Source organism: Mesorhizobium sp. M0239 (genome assembly GCF_040321815.1).
Taxonomy (GTDB): Bacteria; Pseudomonadota; Alphaproteobacteria; order Rhizobiales; family Rhizobiaceae; genus Mesorhizobium.
On record NZ_JAMYSG010000048.1, the window covers coordinates 18309 to 31764 of the forward strand.

13 protein-coding genes are annotated in these 13456 nt (G+C 63.9%); 6 read left to right on the forward strand and 7 right to left on the reverse strand.

Translation table 11 applies throughout. From position 1 onward, the window contains the following. The first annotated feature begins 8 nt into the window (after nucleotides 1-8). From NKI99_RS31690 to NKI99_RS31710, 5 genes are all read left to right on the forward strand, one after another. Nucleotides 9-1283: a glycosyltransferase gene (locus NKI99_RS31690; protein WP_352613387.1), complete on the forward strand. Its 1275-nt coding sequence runs from the start codon at nucleotides 9-11 to the stop codon at nucleotides 1281-1283. 232 nt (nucleotides 1284-1515) lie between these two features. Continuing rightward, a complete protein-coding gene (locus NKI99_RS31695; RefSeq protein WP_352442115.1) occupies nucleotides 1516-1866 on the forward strand; it encodes a cupin domain-containing protein in 351 nt (116 codons plus the stop codon). 17 nt (nucleotides 1867-1883) lie between these two features. Beyond that, the gene (locus NKI99_RS31700) at nucleotides 1884-2225 is read left to right on the forward strand and encodes a cupin domain-containing protein (RefSeq protein WP_352442114.1); all 342 of its coding nucleotides are present in this window, start codon (nucleotides 1884-1886) and stop codon (nucleotides 2223-2225) included. A gap of 23 nt (nucleotides 2226-2248) precedes the next feature. Beyond that, on the forward strand, nucleotides 2249-2593 hold the full coding sequence (locus tag NKI99_RS31705; RefSeq protein WP_136618026.1) for a cupin domain-containing protein: 345 nt from the start codon (nucleotides 2249-2251) through the stop codon (nucleotides 2591-2593). A gap of 20 nt (nucleotides 2594-2613) precedes the next feature. Then, nucleotides 2614-4122 carry an aldehyde dehydrogenase family protein gene (locus NKI99_RS31710; protein ID WP_352613389.1) on the forward strand — a complete coding sequence of 503 codons (1509 nt, stop codon included), beginning with the start codon at nucleotides 2614-2616 and terminating at the stop codon, nucleotides 4120-4122. A 119-nt stretch (nucleotides 4123-4241) separates the two neighbouring features. On the opposite strand, the gene NKI99_RS31715 is transcribed toward NKI99_RS31710, so the two are convergent. From NKI99_RS31715 to NKI99_RS31740, 6 genes are all read right to left on the reverse strand, one after another. Then, on the reverse strand, nucleotides 4242-5006 hold the full coding sequence (locus tag NKI99_RS31715; protein ID WP_352613391.1) for a hypothetical protein: 765 nt from the start codon (nucleotides 5004-5006) through the stop codon (nucleotides 4242-4244). Nucleotides 5007-5308: 302 nt separating this feature from the next. Beyond that, the gene (locus tag NKI99_RS31720; RefSeq protein WP_352613393.1) at nucleotides 5309-6070 is read right to left on the reverse strand and encodes an SDR family NAD(P)-dependent oxidoreductase; all 762 of its coding nucleotides are present in this window, start codon (nucleotides 6068-6070) and stop codon (nucleotides 5309-5311) included. Nucleotides 6071-6080: 10 nt separating this feature from the next. Beyond that, nucleotides 6081-6893 (reverse strand): ABC transporter permease, encoded by an 813-nt coding sequence (locus NKI99_RS31725; RefSeq protein WP_352442110.1) that lies wholly within the window; start codon nucleotides 6891-6893, stop codon nucleotides 6081-6083. Continuing rightward, on the reverse strand, nucleotides 6893-7756 hold the full coding sequence (locus tag NKI99_RS31730) for an ABC transporter permease (protein WP_352613395.1): 864 nt from the start codon (nucleotides 7754-7756) through the stop codon (nucleotides 6893-6895). Before NKI99_RS31730 ends, NKI99_RS31725 begins: the two co-directional genes overlap by 1 nt. A 73-nt stretch (nucleotides 7757-7829) precedes the next feature. Further along, entirely contained in the window at nucleotides 7830-8993 is a 1164-nt protein-coding gene (locus tag NKI99_RS31735; RefSeq protein ID WP_352613397.1) for an ABC transporter substrate-binding protein, read from the reverse strand. Then, nucleotides 8974-10110, reverse strand: coding sequence for an ABC transporter ATP-binding protein (locus NKI99_RS31740; protein ID WP_352613399.1), 1137 nt, complete (start codon nucleotides 10108-10110; stop codon nucleotides 8974-8976). Before NKI99_RS31740 ends, NKI99_RS31735 begins: the two co-directional genes overlap by 20 nt. 114 nt (nucleotides 10111-10224) lie before the next feature. On the opposite strand from NKI99_RS31740, the gene NKI99_RS31745 reads away from it, so the two are divergent. Further along, nucleotides 10225-11040 (forward strand): helix-turn-helix transcriptional regulator, encoded by an 816-nt coding sequence (locus NKI99_RS31745; protein ID WP_352555538.1) that lies wholly within the window; start codon nucleotides 10225-10227, stop codon nucleotides 11038-11040. Here NKI99_RS31745 and NKI99_RS31750 read toward each other — a convergent pair. Then, nucleotides 11037-13103 carry a 3-hydroxyacyl-CoA dehydrogenase NAD-binding domain-containing protein gene (locus NKI99_RS31750; protein ID WP_352613402.1) on the reverse strand — a complete coding sequence of 689 codons (2067 nt, stop codon included), beginning with the start codon at nucleotides 13101-13103 and terminating at the stop codon, nucleotides 11037-11039. The two genes, NKI99_RS31745 and NKI99_RS31750, sit on opposite strands and share 4 nt — an antisense overlap. Nucleotides 13104-13456 lie beyond the last annotated feature (353 nt).

Consider the following 13456-nt stretch of genomic DNA (forward strand, 5'->3'; position numbering starts at 1 on the left):
GAAGCCTGATGGCGCAGAAGACGATCGCGTTTTTTCCAGAAGCGGCCTACGGCCCGGCGCTCAATTCCGTCGGCATCGCCCAGGCGGTCGAGGCGCGCGGCCACAAGGCCGTTTTCCTGTCCGACCCCGGCTTTGTCGATGTCTACAAGGGCTACGGCTTCGAGGCGCATCCGGTGAACTTGTCCGAGCCGATGCCGCCCGAACAGATGGCGAAATTCTGGGAGGATTTCATCAACGGCCACATCCCCAACTTCCGCAAATCGCCTTACGACCAGGTCGACAATTACGTCAAGGATTGCTGGACGGCGATCGTCGACAGCGCCAAATGGGCGCAGAAGGATCTGCCGCGCGTTCTCTCAGCTATCAAGCCGGATGTCATTTGCGTCGACAACGTCATCCTGTTCCCGGCGATAAAGCAGTACGGCAAGCCGTGGGTGCGTGTCATCTCCTGCTCGGAAAACGAGATCGAGGACGAAGACATCCCGCCGCATCTCTCCGGCTGCGGCGAGAACGACCATGCCGGTCACCAGCGCTACCGCGACCATTTCAACGCGGTGATCGAGCCGATCCATGAGGACTTCAACGCCTTCCTGACTGCCAACAACGAGGCGTCCTATCCGATCGGCCAGTTCTTTGAGGCCTCGCCCCATCTGAACCTGCTGCTCTATCCCGAAGCGGCAAAGTTCAAGCGCCGCCATCCACTCGACCCGGCCAAGTTTCAGTACCTGGAAGGCTGCGTGCGGCAGGAGAAGCCTTACACGGTGCCGACCTTCGCTGAAAATAACGACGGGCCGCTGCTCTATGTCTCCTTCGGCAGTCTCGGCGCCGGCGATGTCGAGCTGCTGAAGCGCATCATCGCGACGCTGGGCATGACGCGCTACCGGGCGCTGGTCAATGTCGGCGGCTACAAAGACCAGTACACGGACGTGCCCGGCAATGTCATCGTCGAGAGCTGGTTCCCGCAGCCTTCGGTCATCCCGCAGGTCGACGCTGTTATTCACCACGGCGGCAACAACTCGTTCACAGAGTGCCTCTATTTCGGCAAGTCGGCGATCATCATGCCCTATGTCTGGGACGGTCACGATAACGCCACCCGCGTCGAGGAGACCGGCCACGGCTTCGGCATGCCGCGCTACGACTGGACCGATGCCGAGCTGGTTGCCATGATCGAGGCCTGTCTGACCGACCCGAAGATGAAGGCAAAGCTGGCCAAGACATCGGCACAGATGCAGGGGCAGAATGGGCCGGAAAAGGCGGCGGGTTTGTTGGAGGCGCTGCTGTGATTGAAGTCGTTGATACGCCGAGCCTGAGCACCCCCCTCTGGCCTGCCGGCCATCTCCCCCGCAAGGGGGGAGATTGGCAGCTTCGCCACAGGGTCTCACTCTGCAATCCCGGTGATTGGCGAAAGTCGAGACGACATCCGATCTCCACCCCTGCGGGGGAGATGGCCGGCAGGCCAGAGGGGGGTGCCCTGGCGCAGCATATGAATAGCAACCATCGCGCAGAAGCCTCCGCATGACCTCCTCCGCACCACACCTCCACCACGCCTCCACCCGAACCGATCTCGTCGACTGGGGCGCCCAACCCGACGCATTGTCAGGCACTTCGCACTCGACCGGCAGGCTCGTGCACAAGGGCCCGAACAACCAGCCGGAATCCGGCATTTGGGTGTGCACGCCGGGGCGCTGGCGCCTCAATATCCCGCGCGACGAATTGTGCCATTTCGTCACCGGCCGCGCGACCTACCGGTCAGATGTCGGTGAGCTGATAGAAATCTCCGCCGGGACTGTGGTCATGTTCCCGGCTGGCTGGACAGGCGAATGCACCGTGCATGAGACCATGCGCAACGTCTACATGCTGGCCTGACCACGGAGCTTAACGACATGCCGACACCGCACTGGCCGAAGGCCTCGAGCGTGGAACTGGAGGACTGGGGCGCGGGCAGCAACACGCTCTCCGGTTCGCCGCGCGCCTCGGGCAGGATCCTGTCCCAGAACCCGGACGGATCGAGCGAATGCGGCCTGTGGTCGTGTACGCCGGGCACGCGCAAGGTCACGTTTGGCGCCGACGAGTTCTGCCATTTCCTCTCAGGCCGTGGCAGCTATATCCATGACGACGGCGAAGAGATCCCGGTCGAGGCCGGCACGCTTGTGTTCTTTCCCGCCGGCTGGACCGGCATCTCCATCATCACGCAAACGCTGACCAAGGCCTTCATGTGCCGGTGAGCCCCCTTTTCAAGGAAATCGATATGACCACACCCATCATGAAATCCCCGCTCACTATTACCGACCTCGTCGACTGGGGTGTCATCCCGACCATGATCGAGGGCCAGTCCCACACATCGGGCAAGCTGCTGCACAAGGGGCCGGAGGGCCGCTCCGAATGCGGGCTTTGGGTCTGCACACCAGGCAAATGGCATTGCCATGTCACCCGCGACGAGTTCTGCCACTTCCTCGAAGGGCGCTGCACCTATGTGCATGAATCCGGCGAAGTCATCGAGATCGAACCGGACACGGCGGCCTTCTTCCCGCAGGACTGGAAGGGCGTCTGCACCGTCCATGAGACGATCAAGAAGGTCTACATGATCCGCTGAGCGGATCCGAGAGGATGTCCATGGATTTCTCCCCTGACCGGCCGACCTTCTTCGTCAATCCGGATTACCAGCCGATGGCCGGCGCGAGCAAACCGGTGATCGATCCGGCGACGCTGGAAACCGTCGGGGCGATCGCTGCGGCCACCGACGGCGAGATCGATGCCGCGCTCACGGCGGCGACCAGGGCGCAGGCCGCCTGGAAAAAGTTCGACGCCAAGAGCCGCGCCAAGCACCTGCATGCCGTCGCCAACGCCATCGAGGCGGCGGACTTCACCCGCTGCGCCGAACTGATGGTGCGCGAGATGGGCAAGCCCTACCCCGAAGCGATCGGCGAGATCGCCAACTGCGCGCCGATCTTCCGCTACTACGCCGAGATGGCGCGCGACGATGCCGGCAAGATCGCCGGCACGACACAGGCCGGTTCGTTCCAGTATGCGCGCTACGAGCCCTATGGCGTATCCGTCCACATCATGCCCTACAACTTCCCGATCCTGCTGATGTGCTGGACGGTCGCCGCCTCGCTCGCCGCCGGCAATGCCTGCATCATCAAGCCGGCCGAGGCGACGACGCTGTCGACGCTGGACTACATGACCGTGTTCCGCTCGCTGCCGGAGGGGCTGGTCTCCTGCCTGCCCGGCGGCGCTGCCACGGCACAGGCGCTGATCGCCTCCGACCGCACCCATGCGGTTGCCTTCACCGGCTCGGTCGCCGCCGGCAAGGCGGTGGCGGTGGCCTGCGCCGAGCGCATGAAACCGTGCGTCATCGAGGCCGGCGGCAGCGATCCGCTGATCGTCAGCCAATACGCGCCACTGGAGATCGCGGCGGCCGGCAGCGTCACCGCCGCCTTCCACCTTACCGGCCAGGTCTGCACCTCGGCCGAGCGCTTCTTCGTGGTCGATGCCGTTCATGATCGTTTCGTCGCGCTGTTCGCCGAAAAGACGCGTGCCCTGCGTGTCGGCAATGGCATGGACAAGACCGAGATCGGCCCGATGGTCAGCGAAGCCGCGCGGGCCAAGGTTATGCGTCTTGTCGACGATGCCATTGCCCACGGCGCCGAGGCGATCACCGGCGGACGCATCCCGCCTGCGCACAACACCGGCTGGTTCTACGAGCCGACGATCCTGACCGGCGTCACCCCGGACATGGCCATCGTGCGCGAGGAATGCTTTGGACCGGTCGCCGCCATCTGCCGGGTCAGGGATTTCGATGAGGCGATCCGGCTTGCCAATGACAGCCCGTTCGGGCTCGGCGCCTCTGTCTTCACCACCGATCTGGCCGAAGCCCACGAGGCGGCTGAACGGCTCGAAGCCGGAATGGTCTGGGTCAACAACCCGCTGATCGACAATGATGCCCTGCCCTTCGGCGGCTGGAAGGCCTCGGGCCTCGGCCGCGAGCTTGGCCGCCAGGGGCTGGATGCCTTCCGCCGCTCCAAAATGGTGATCATCGACCACAAACCGACAATCCAGGAATGGTGGTATCCCTATCCCGACAGCTGGTTCCGCGCGACCGGCGGCCGCAAGCACGTCTGAGTGTTTCGAACCTCGCCAGCTCCGGATGCCAGTCCATGGCCGGGAAAAAGAAAGATGCCGCCGGGCGAAGTCCGGCGGCATCTTTCTTCGATTGGCTACTGCCGTTCAACGGCAAGTCGTTACGGCGTCGTTTCTGCTTCCATCGCGGCAGCCGTCTGGTCGATCTTGCCGGCAAGGACCCCTTGGGCCCAGGCCGTGACGTCGTCGTCGACCGGCTTGTTGGCCATGTCCGTCAGCGCCGCGTCGAGCGATGCATCATCGGTGCCGACCTCTGCCGCGGCAGCCGCCTCATTGGCGGCGGTGACCTCTGCCTCCTGGGCAGTGATTTCGGCCTGCAGATCCGTTATCTTCCCAGGCAAGGCCGCCTGATCCTCGGGCGTCATGGCGGCAATCTGCTCGGGCGTCAGCGACGTCAGCGCGGTCAACTGAGAATTCAGCGCATCCAGCTTCTCCTGGGCCGCCTCAGCGGCGGCCTCGGCGACCTTGGCTTTCGCGGACTGCGTCACGAAAGCCTGGATGGCGGCGAACTTCTTGCTCTTCGAGTTCATATAGGCGTTGATGTTGCGCTGAAGCGAGTTCAGCCGGCCGAGCTTGGCGTGGATGTTCTTCTCCTTGGGAACCGACGAGACCTTTGTGGTTTTGTCGACCGTGGTGTCATCCGTTTTGGCCTTTGCCACCTGCCCCCGAGCCGAGGAAGACTTGCCGTGCGAAGCGCCGCTCTTGCCATTGCTATTGCCGCCGTTACCGCCGGCATTTCCCCCGCCGTTGCCGTTGCCACCGCCATTGCCGCCGCCGTGGCCATTGCCGCCGGCTCCGGCGAGCGCCGGAGATGCCAGAAGCGCCAATGCGGCAAGCGCCGCGAACAGAGTTTTTCGGTTTGTCATGGTAATCTCCTCGGGGAATCGCCGCCCTTCGCCCACCGCTAGGCGACCGTCGTATGAGGAATTACTAATTGTACAGAGTAAACTTTAGACAAATGTTGTCTCAATACGCGATCTGACAACCCGCCGGCACCATAACTAATTGATATTTAACACAAATCAACGCTCTTGATCGGCCATGGCACTGAAGTCCCATGCCGGCCGGACCATAGTCCTATCTGCCGACCAGCGGCACCAGGAAGGTCGTAGAGCAGTGTATTGGAAAGGCGCTGAAATAAAGGAGGTTGATGACGAAAGCATAGGTCTCAGCCGATGCTTTCGCCGCCATCGATCACCAGCGCCTGGCCGGTCATGAAGGATGAGCGGTCGGAGACGAGGAACAGGATCGCTTCGGCGATCTCATCGGCGCTGGCCCAGCGCCCCATCGGAATCTTGGTGCGGACATAGGTTTCGATCGCCTGGCGTCCGCCCATCTGGGCGATGAACGGTTCGTTGAACGGCGTGTCGACCCAGCCCGGACAGAGCGCGTTGACGCGGACATTGTGCCGGGCATAGTCGAGCGACATCTGCCGCGTCATTGCCACCACCGCGTGTTTGGAGGTGGCGTAGGCGATCATCTCGCGGTCGTAGAACACACCCGAATTGGAGGCGGTGTTCAGGATGACGCCGTTGCCTCGTGCGATCATCGACGGCATGACCATCCTGGCCGCCAGGAACTGCGCCCGCACATTGACCCGCCATGACGCGTCCATGCCGCCGACCTCGACCTCGGTCAGCGTTCCCCCGACCTGGATGCCGGCGTGATTGTGCAGGATGTCGATGCGCCCGTGCCTCTCGATCGTGCCGGCAATGAGCTTTTCCAGCGCCCCATCGTCCGCGACATCGGTCGCGATCGCCTCGGCCTGCCCGCCTATTGCCCGCATCTCCGAAGCCGTTGCTTCGCCAGCGGCCTGATCCCTGTCGGCGATGACGACCACCGCGCCTTCCCTGCCCATGATCATGGCGCCGGCGCGCCCGATGCCGGAGCCGGCGCCTGTCACCACGGCGATGCGGTCTTTGAGGATCATGATGCGACTTTCAGTTCGACGGCTTGCGCCGGCGCAATTGCCATTGGGCAAGCACCACGAGCAGCACGGAGGCGACGAGCACGATCGTCGCGATAGCATTGATCTCCGGCGTCACGCCGCGCCGGATCGACGCGAAGACATAGATCGGCAGCGTCGTCTGCGCCCCGGCGACGAAGAAGGCGATAATGAAATCGTCGAAGGAAAAGGTGAAAGCGAGCAGGAAGCCGGCAACGATGGCCGGCATGATCTGCGGCAGCACGATCGAGCGGAACGTCGTCAACGGCGTGGCGTAGAGATCGCTCGACGCCTCGACCAGATTGCGGTCGAGGCTGCCGAGCCGCGTGCCGACGATCATCGTCACCAGCGCCATGGAGAACAGGCCGTGCGCTGCGATGATCGAGCCGTAACCGAGCGCCAGGCGCGGCGGCTGGTCGTCGGGCCAGATCGAGGCGAGGAACGGATTGACGACCGTGAACAGCTGGACGAGCGCGACCAGCGTCGAAATGCCGATGACGACGCCCGGAACGACGATCGCGGCGCCCAGAAGCGCATCGAATACCGCGCGTGTTCTGATGCCGACACGCGCCAGGCCGAGTGCCGCCGCCGTGCCGCAGAACGCCGCCAGCAAGGCGCTGGTGGTGGCGATGAACAGGCTGTTCTTCAGCGCTTCGACCAGGAACGGGTTCGCCAGCGCCTTGCCGTACCATTGCACCGAAAAGCCGGTGAACTCGCTGGCATGGCGGCCGGCATTGAAGGAGAACAGCACGACCAGGGCGATCGGCAGATAGAGGAAAGCGAAGACGGCAATGACGAAGGTGCGCATCAGATCAGATCCACCCGGCGAGCGCCCGAAACCCGGGTCGAGATGCGGTTGGCGGCAATCAGCACCACCACCGATACCAGCACCAGCGTGATCGCGATGGCCGATCCGAACGGCCAGTTGCGCGATTGCAGGAATAGGTCGACCAGTGCGTTGCCGATGAAGAACACCTTGCCGCCGCCAAGCAGCGTCGGGATCAGATATTCGCCGAGCAGCAGGATCATGACCAGCGAGAAGCCGGTCATCACGCCCGGCAGCGACAGTTTCAGGGTCACGCCGAGGAAGGTCGAGAGCGGCGTGGCGCCGAGGTCTGCGGAGGCTTCCAGCAGCCGGCGGTCGAGCCGCTCGAGGCTGACATAGATCGGCAGGATCATCAGCGGCAGATAGCCATAGACGATGCCGAGCAGCACCGCGCCCGGCGTGTTGATCAGCCTGACATCCTCGAACCCGATGTAAGCGAGCAATGCCGGAATGCCGCGCCCGCCCAGCACATACATCCAGGCATAGGTCCGCATCAGAAGGCTGGTCCAGAACGGGATGACGACCAGCGCCAGCAAGATCAGCCGCCAGCGCTGCGGCGCTTGCAGAGCGAGGTAGTAGGCAACCGGGTATGCGACGAGCAGGCAGGCGAGCGCTCCCACCGGCGCCAGCACCATCGTGTTCCAGAAGGCGGTCGCCCGCGCCGGAAGGTTGGCATATTGCGCGAACGTGAAAGCCGCCTGATAGCCGCCTTCCGGCGCCCGCTCACCGACGCTGAACACCGCGATGGCGATGAATGGCAGCACCAGAAACACCACCAGCCACGCGGTCGCCGGACCGAGCAGCATGGCGGTCAGAAAATTCCTGCGAAGACGGCTGCCGTGCATGGAGAGATTTGCCCCGTGCCGGCGGGTATGAACCCGCCGGTCAACTTATCCGAAAAGAATTTGAGGCCGTCGCTCAGGCCGACTTGAAGCGCGCCATCAATTCGGCGCGGCCGGGATCCGTCAGCGTTGCCGCCGCGCCGAATTCCAGCGGCGTCAACAGGTCGGCCGCCGGATAGAGGATCGGATTGTCGAGCACTTCCCTGGGCAGCAGCTTGTTGACCCGCGCATCGGTCGACGGCGCGCCATTGGCCAGGTGCTCCTTCACCGCCACCTGCGGATTCATCAGATAGTTGAGCAGGGCATAGCCGGCCGGCTTGTTCGGCGCATCCTTCGGAATGGCGTAGAAGTCGGTCCAGATCTCGCCGCCTTCCTTGCCCAGCACATAGGCGATCTCGGGAATGTCGCGATGCAGCTGCGCGCCGTCATTCGTCCAGCACATCGTCATCCAGGCGTCGCCGGCGCGCATGCCCGGCTGGTAGTCGGAGGAGACCGCGAACAGATGCGGCTTGACCTTCAGCAGCAGTTCCTCCGCCTTGGCCAGTTCGTCCTGCTTGAGCGAGTTGAACGAGTAGCCGTAATATTTCAGCGCATTGCCGATCGTGGTCAGCTGGTAGTCGTGCACCATGGTGCGGCTGTCGCCTTCGGCCATGGCGGTGTCCCAGAACTCCTTCCAGCTCGTCATCGGCTTGGTCAGCTTCTTGGTGTTGACGGCAAAGCCGGTGGTGCCCCAGTTCTTCGGCACCGCATAGGTCACCCCTTCGATCGTGCCTTCCCCGGTGAAGCGCGGATCCTCCTGCGAGCCATCGAAATTCGGCAGCTTCGCCATCTCCAGCGGCTCGATGATGCCGAGTTTCTTGTAAGTCGAGATCGTGTAGTTGGTCGGTACGAACAGGCTCCAGCCCGAGGCGCCGGCCTGCAATTTGGCCAGCATCTCCTCGTTGGAGCCGAACACGTTGACCTCGACGGCGACGCCGGTGTCCTTCTTGAAATTCTCGAACGTCGCCGGGTCATGGTAGTTCGGCCAGGTGGCGATCGACATGCGGTCGCCAAGGCTTTCGGCGGCAAAGGCCGGTGTCGGCATGATGCCGATCTCGCGCGCCATCACCGCCGTGGCAATGCCAAGGCCGGTGAGGCCAAGAAAGTCGCGTCGGCCGATCGAGCCGCGCTTCAAACGCATCAGCTGATCGACAAAATTCTTGGGGCTTATCGGCAGTCCGTCACGATATGATTTCGACATGTTTATCTACCCTCTGGTTGGCCCCGTTGTTCTTGGTCTCCGCAAACGCCAGCGGCGTTCCGGAGGCAAAGCCGATGGCGACGGGTTCACCCGGCTTGAAGAGATTGCCGTGGCCGATCAGGTGATCGGCCTTGGCCAGCAGCGTTCCGATGCCTTGGACCTCGATCGCGTATTCCGCCGTCGAGCCCAGGAAGATCCGGTTGCGGACGACGCCCTTGAATGGGCCGCCTGTCTGAGCGCCGAGACTGAGCGATTCAGGACGCAGGCTGACCGAAACGGCCTCGCCTTGCTGCAGGGCGGTTCGTTTGCGCGCTGCAATGACGGTGCCATTCGCGAGCGCCACCTCCACCAGATCGCCCGAATGTCCGGCGACGGTACCGCTCAAGAGATTGGTCTTGCCGACGAAATCGGCGACGAACAAATCGGCCGGTTCGTCATAGATCTCGCTTGGCTGTCCGAGCTGGACGATGCGGCCGCCATTCATGACGCAGACGAAATCGCTCATCGACAGCGCTTCCTCCTGGTCGTGCGTGACCAGCACGAAGGTGATGCCGATCTCGCGCTGCAGGTTCTGCAGCTCGATCTGCATGTCGGTGCGAAGCTTCTTGTCGAGCGCCGCCAGCGGCTCGTCGAGCAAGAGCACCGCCGGTTTGTTGACCAGGGCGCGGGCAAGCGCCACACGCTGCTGCTGGCCGCCCGACAGTTCGTGGATCTTGCGGCGGCCATAGCCGGCGAGCCGCACCATTTCCAGCGCTTCCCCCGCTCTTGAGGCGATCTCGCGCGACGACAGCCTTGGCCGCGCCTGACGCAGCCCGTAGGCGACGTTGTCCTCGACATCGAGATGCGGAAACAGCGCGTATTGCTGGAACACCATGTTGACCGGCCGCCGGTAGGCCGGCGTGCCGGCCATGTCCTGGCCGCGAATGAACACCTGGCCTTCGCTCGGCTGTTCGAAGCCGCCGATCATGCGCAGGCAGGTGGTCTTGCCGCAGCCGGACGGCCCGAGCAACGCGACAAAGGCGGAGGGCGGGACAGCGAGATCGATGCCGCTGACCGCGGTCACCGCGCCATAGCGCTTGGTGACGCCGCGAAACTCGATGTCGGGCACTGCGGTCAAGGCTGATGGCTCCAGCAACAGGGCAATATCGGGACGCTACCAGAGCCAATGGCGGCTAGTATATACCTCTGAGGTGGTATATCTGATCTATTTTCTCGTTTAAGGGGGTATGGATTGTCCCGCAGCGACGAATACAGCCAGCTCGCCACGCTCGTCGCGGCGACGCGGGAGACCAGCGGCGACCTGTTCGGCAATGCGCTGGTCGATTGGCTGCGGCTCCATGTCAGCTTCGACCACTGCGTGGTGTTCGGCTATCGCGGCGCGGCGCGCCCGCCGCTGCTGTTCGAAACCTTCTCGCCGGCCGAAAGCCACGTCTTCGTCGCGCTCTATCAGGAGGGGCCGTATCTGCTCGACCCGTTCCACCACGCTGCGGTCGAGCGCAAGGAAGGGTTCTGGCGCATGCGCGAACTGGCGCCGGACCGTTTCTATGCCAGCGAGTATTTCCGCTCCTACTACAGCCAGACCAGGCTGGCCGAGGAGGTCGGCTTCTTCGTGCCGTTGCCGGGCAAGGATGCGCTGGTGCTGTCGCTGATGCGGCTGCGCGCCTCGGGCCCGTTCGGCACCGCCGATGCCAGGTTGCTGCGCGACATGGCGCCGGCGGTGATCAGCTTCGCCAGGCTGCGCTGGCCTATCCTTCCGACCGACGAACCGGCAGAGGCGCAGCAGGACGAGACGACCGCTCCAGTCAACGAGTTCGACCGCGCCCATATCTGGCAAAGCCTGTCGCTGACGCCACGCGAAAAGCATGTCGTTGACCTGGTGCTGCAAGGGCATTCGACGGAATCGATCGCCAGGGCCATGCGCATCGTGCCGGGCACCGTGAAGGTCCATCGGCGCAACATCTATCGCAAGCTCAAGATCAAGTCGCAGGCCGGCCTGTTCGCACGTTTCGTCGAGATCATCGACGCGCGGATCCGGCAGGCCCCCTAACCGCCGGCTTCCCACGATCCGGTCTCGGCCATCCGCTTCAGCAACGGCGCTGGCTTGAACACATCCTTGCCCGTCCGCTGATGCCAGTATTCGAGCCGCTCGATGATCCTGGCCGGGCCTTCAAGGCCAGCCCAGAACAGCGGTCCGCCCTTGCCCACGGGAAAGCCGTAGCCATTGACCCAGACGACATCGATGTCGGACGCACGGGCCGCTATGCCTTCCTCCAGGATCTTGGCGCCCTCGTTGATCAGGGGGTAAAGCGTGCGCTCGATGATTTCTTCCGCACTGATCGCACGCGGCGCGATGCCCCTCTCGGCGGCCTTGTCGCGGATCAGCACCTCGACCTCCGGATCCGGGGCCGGGGTACGCGAACCGTTCTCGTAGAGATAGAACCCCCAGCCGGTCTTCTGGCCGAAACGCCCTTGTTCGCACAGCGTATCGGCGATGACGGCCGTCTGACCGCGCGCCTTGCGGTTGCGCCAGCCGATGTCGAGGCCGGCGAGATCACCCATCTGGAACGGACCCATCGGCCAGCCGAAATCGGTGAATGCCTGGTCGATCTGGCTGGGTGTCGCGCCTTCCAGCAGCAGCGCCTCGGATTCGGCGCCACGCGCGGCCAGCATTCGATTGCCGACGAAGCCGTGGCAGACGCCGACGACGACCGCCACCTTGCCGATCCGCCGCGCCAGATCGACGACGGTGGCCAGCGCATCGGGCGCGGTCACCTCGGCACGCACGATCTCCAAGAGCTTCATGACATTGGCCGGCGAGAAGAAATGCAGACCGAGCACATCCTGCGGCCGCGAGGTCGAGGCGGCGATTTCGTTGATGTCGAGATAGGAGGTGTTGGTGGCGAGGATCGCGCCCGGTTTGGCCACGGCATCGAGCTTGCCGAACACCTCCTTCTTGACCGCCATGTCTTCGAACACCGCCTCGACGATCAGGTCGCAATCGGCGAGATCGGCATAGTCGGTGGAGCCCTTGAACAGGGCGAGGCGCTCGCGCTTGGCATCTGCCGTCAGCGAGCCGCGCGTGACGGACACCGAGTAGTTCTTGTCGATGGTCGCCAGCCCGCGCTGCAGCGCCTCATGGCTGGTTTCCAGCATGGTGACGGGGTAGCCGCCATTGGCGAAGGCCATGGCGATGCCGCCGCCCATCGTACCGGCGCCGATGACGCCGACGCGGGCGATCCTGCGCTTGACGATGTCTTTTCCGGGAAGCTTTGCCGCCTCACGTTCGGCGAAGAACACATGGCGCTGCGCCCGCGACTGGTCGCTGGCGACCAGCTTGACGAACAGCGCACGCTCCGCCGCCAGCGCCGCATCGAAGGGCAGCATGACGGCATTGCGCACCGACAGCGCACAGGCGATCGGCGCCTCGAGCCCGCGCGCTTTCCTGGCAAGATCCGCAGCCTCGGCGTCGAAAGCCGCGAGGTCGGTCTCCTTAAGCCCCTCATTGCGATCACGCACCGACGTGAAGGGACCACCCTTGCGGGCTATTTCCCTGGCAAAGTTCACGGCATGGGTGGCCAGATCGCCTTCAAAGACGGCGTCGACGAGACCGGCGGCATGCGCCTCGGTCGCACCGACCGGTGAACCGGAAACGACCATCTTCAAGGCCTTCAGCGCGCCGACCAGGCGCGGCAACCGCACCGTGCCGCCACCGCCCGGTAGCAGGCCGAGCTTGACCTCCGGCAGGCCGAGCTTGGCGCCGGCATCGGCGACGCGGAAATGGCAGCCGAGCGCCAGCTCCAGCCCGCCGCCGAGCGCGGTGCCGTGGATGGCGGCGACCGTCGGCTTGGCGATGGTCTCCAGCGTCGCCACGATGGCGCGCAGCTCGGGCTGCTGCATCGGCTTGCCGAATTCGGTGATGTCGGCGCCGGCGACAAAGGTCCGGCCGGCGCATGCAATGACGATGGCGGCAACCGAAGCATCATCCCGCAACTCGACCAGCGCCTGCATCAGCGGTTCGCGGACATGAAAGCTCAGCGCGTTGACCGGCGGGTTGTCGATAGTGACGACGGCGACGTCGCCGTCGCGGCTGACCTTCACAAAATCGGACACGCAAACCTCCGGACAATGGTGAACGGCCTGCAGCCGCGCGATTGGATTTACAGCGCTATGACGTGGATGGAAACCAGAGGGAGGCCTGGCACAATGATTAGCGGCTCGAGGTGCCCGGCCGCCATCATCGCCGAAGTAGAGATCCTTCACACCCCCCTCTGCCCTGCCGGGCATCTCCCCCGCAAGGGGGGAGATTGGACGTCACGACGGCCTTCGTCAATTTTCAACGCTGGAGGGCGGGCGAAACGGCGAAGCTGCCGATCTCCCTCCTGTTTGGACCGGAGACATCGCGAACAGGTGTGCGAGGACATCGCGAACAGTTTGGCGTGCTTTGCGCCGGGAGGTTCGCGATG

Bases quoted from the DNA above. Each gene is read 5' to 3' on its own strand.
- NKI99_RS31720 (WP_352613393.1), bottom strand. From the start codon at position 6,070: ATGATCCTCAAAGACCGCATCGCCGTGGTGACAGGCGCCGGCTCCGGC.
- NKI99_RS31695 (WP_352442115.1), top strand. From the start codon at position 1,516: ATGACCTCCTCCGCACCACACCTCCACCACGCCTCCACCCGAACCGAT.
- NKI99_RS31700 (WP_352442114.1), top strand. From the start codon at position 1,884: ATGCCGACACCGCACTGGCCGAAGGCCTCGAGCGTGGAACTGGAGGAC.
- NKI99_RS31705 (WP_136618026.1), top strand. From the start codon at position 2,249: ATGACCACACCCATCATGAAATCCCCGCTCACTATTACCGACCTCGTC.
- NKI99_RS31735 (WP_352613397.1), bottom strand. From the start codon at position 8,993: ATGTCGAAATCATATCGTGACGGACTGCCGATAAGCCCCAAGAATTTT.
- NKI99_RS31730 (WP_352613395.1), bottom strand. From the start codon at position 7,756: ATGCACGGCAGCCGTCTTCGCAGGAATTTTCTGACCGCCATGCTGCTC.
- NKI99_RS31710 (WP_352613389.1), top strand. From the start codon at position 2,614: ATGGATTTCTCCCCTGACCGGCCGACCTTCTTCGTCAATCCGGATTAC.
- NKI99_RS31690 (WP_352613387.1), top strand. From the start codon at position 9: ATGGCGCAGAAGACGATCGCGTTTTTTCCAGAAGCGGCCTACGGCCCG.
- NKI99_RS31725 (WP_352442110.1), bottom strand. From the start codon at position 6,893: ATGCGCACCTTCGTCATTGCCGTCTTCGCTTTCCTCTATCTGCCGATC.
- NKI99_RS31715 (WP_352613391.1), bottom strand. From the start codon at position 5,006: ATGACAAACCGAAAAACTCTGTTCGCGGCGCTTGCCGCATTGGCGCTT.